Source organism: Anaerolineae bacterium, assembly GCA_014360855.1.
In the GTDB taxonomy this organism is placed as follows: Bacteria; Chloroflexota; Anaerolineae; order JACIWP01; family JACIWP01; genus JACIWP01.
Window position 1 is genome coordinate 1 of sequence record JACIWP010000368.1, and the last position, 2,462, is coordinate 2,462.

At 63.5% G+C, this 2,462-nt stretch carries 2 protein-coding genes; both read right to left on the bottom strand.

Translation table 11 applies throughout. From position 1 onward, the window contains the following. On the bottom strand, positions 1 to 823 hold an 823-nt coding region (locus H5T60_14070; GenBank protein ID MBC7243559.1), incomplete at its 3' end, for a radical SAM protein. Continuing rightward, positions 820 to 2,172 (bottom strand): glycoside hydrolase family 1 protein, encoded by a 1,353-nt coding sequence (locus tag H5T60_14075; GenBank protein ID MBC7243560.1) that lies wholly within the window; start codon positions 2,170 to 2,172, stop codon positions 820 to 822. The genes H5T60_14070 and H5T60_14075, both read right to left, overlap by 4 nt. Positions 2,173 to 2,462: the final 290 nt, after the last annotated feature.

Below are 2,462 nucleotides of genomic sequence, written 5' to 3' on the forward strand. Positions count from 1 at the left end.
GGACGACGATGCGGGTCAGCCGGCCGTCCTGGTCGAAGGTGAAATCGGACAACCGGGCGAAACCGCGGCAAATCAGGTAACGCGCCGCCTGTATGCGGCGGTAGTGGGAGAGGGCCGGCGCCGGCAGATGTTCCATCTCGGTGCCGCGTAGGGGTGTGAAGGCGAATAGGCCGACGGTGATGCCGCGCTGGTGCATCCAGACGATGCGCTCTATCATTTCCTGCTCGGTCTCGCCCAGCCCGACGATGAGGTGCACGGCGGCGCGCCCCGGGAAGGACGCGGCGGTCTCTTCGATCATGTCCAACGAGCGCTGCCAGCTTCCGCCCTTCACCAGCCGGAACACCCTTTCGCAGGCGGCATCCAGCCCGAAGCCGATGTGGTCCACGCCGGCCTCGAAGAGCCGGCGCACTTCGTCCATGGAATTGGGCAGGATGGACACGTCGATGGGGATGGGGCTGTGCCGGCGAAGGGTGAGCACCACCTCCAGGGCCTGCTCGAAGTCATGCGGCCCCACGGTGACCTGCAGGCAGGCGCGCCGGAGCGTGTTCTGGGAGAAGGCCTGCGCGATACGGCCGGCCACCTCCTCCAGTGGGAAGGGAGGCCAAGTGATGCGCGACAGGTACAGGGCGGAGGCACTGCTGTCGCGCGCCTGGGCGCAGAAGCCGCAGTTCATCAGGCATCGGCCGCCCAGCATAAGGTAGGCTGTGGTGGGCGGTGTGTCCATTTTCAGCTCAAGCAGGCCCAGCACGGCGGCAGTGCCGGCGGACACCTGGATCTCGCGGAGGGCGGTGGATTGACCGATCTCCTGTCGGCGGGCGCTCATCCTACCTCCTTCACGGCAGAGGGAACGCCGGCGCCGAAGACAGCTTCCATGGCTTCGGGCGCATAACGCTCCACCAGCTCTGGGGAGATGGCATTGGCCTGGCAGATTTCTGCGAACATACGGCCGCTCCGGCGCACGCGCCGGCTCTGCGTGGCGAAGTCCACCTCGATCAGCCCGAAGCGCATTCGGTAGCCCTCGGACCATTCGAAATTGTCCAGCAGGCTCCAGTGGTAATAGCCGCGCACGGGCACCCCTTCCTGGATGGCGCGCCAGGTCTGCGCCAGATGTGTAAGGATAAAGTATGGGCGCAGGTCGTCATCCTCGTCGGGTAGGCCGTTCTCGGTGATGTAGATGGGTTTGCCATAGCCCTGCACGTGCTTGAGGATGCGGTACAGCCCTTCGGGGAACACCTCGCCGTACTCGTAGTCGCTGATGACGCCGGCGGTGTTCAGCCGGGGGTTCAAGCTGTTCATCCACTGGCGTTTGTCCACGCCAAAGAGGGCGCGGGTGTAATAGTTCACTCCCAGAAAGTCAGTGGAATCCATCAGTTTGGGCACTCTTCCCATGCCCAACGGGGGCAGGAAGCGCCCTTCGGTGACGGCGATAAGGCTCAATTCGTTGTACAGACGGTTCATAAAGCCGGCCCATTTGCGGTCCAGCCAGGAATCCGGCCGCAGGGGTTCGACATACAGCATATTTTTCACCAGGCCGACCTGTGCACTGCCCTGCAGGGCGTGGATGAGCCGGTAGGCCTCGCCGTGTGCCAGCAGGAGATGGCGCAGGACCCGGATGGCATCGGGGAAGCTCTGCCGGCCCGGCGGCCAGATGCCGCGCAGATAGCCCTGATAGGCATAGACCACCGGCTCATTGATGGTGCACCACAGTGTGACGAGGTCGCCCAGTTCCCGCACCGCGCGCTCGACATAACGTGTGTAAAGGGAGATGGTTTCCGGGTTCATCCAGCCGCCGCGCTGCGCCACCCAGATGGGGAGGGTGAAGTGGAAGAGCGTTACCATGGGTTCGAGGTGGCGCTGGCGCAGGCCGGCCAGCATCTGACGGTAGCGGGCGAAGGCCGCCGCGTCCCATTCGCCGGGGCGGGGTTCCAGCCGGCTCCATTCCAGCGACAGGCGATGCGTGTTCTGGCCCAGTTCCCGCGCTCGGTCGAAATCTTCTTCCGCCCGGTTCCACCAGTCGCAGGCGAGGCCGGCGCGGTCTCCGTTGCGGATGCGGCCGGGTTGTTGTTCCCAGAGGTACCAGTCGTTGTTGGTGTTGCCACCCTCCACCTGGTGGGAGGCGGTGGCGGTGCCCCACAGGAAGCCCTCAGGGAACGAGAGGACAGGTTGGTACATGTGCCCATCAACTCCTCATCAAGTTATGTCAGCGGCCGGCTTGAGGGAATGATACTCGAACTTGCGGAGAATGACAAGAGGCTCTGCGGACAGGTGATAGAAGTGGAACATAGCTGGCTTCACGCGTGATGCCAGGTGGCGAATCAAGTAAGGACCCAAGCTCATATCCTGCGCGCGTATTTTTTCGTCTTTCTAATAGCTCTTTTATCACGGAAGGCGGGAACGCCGGCTGAGAGGGGATTGTGCCAACCGACCTGACCGATGCCGAACTCGTGCATGCCTGTCGAAAT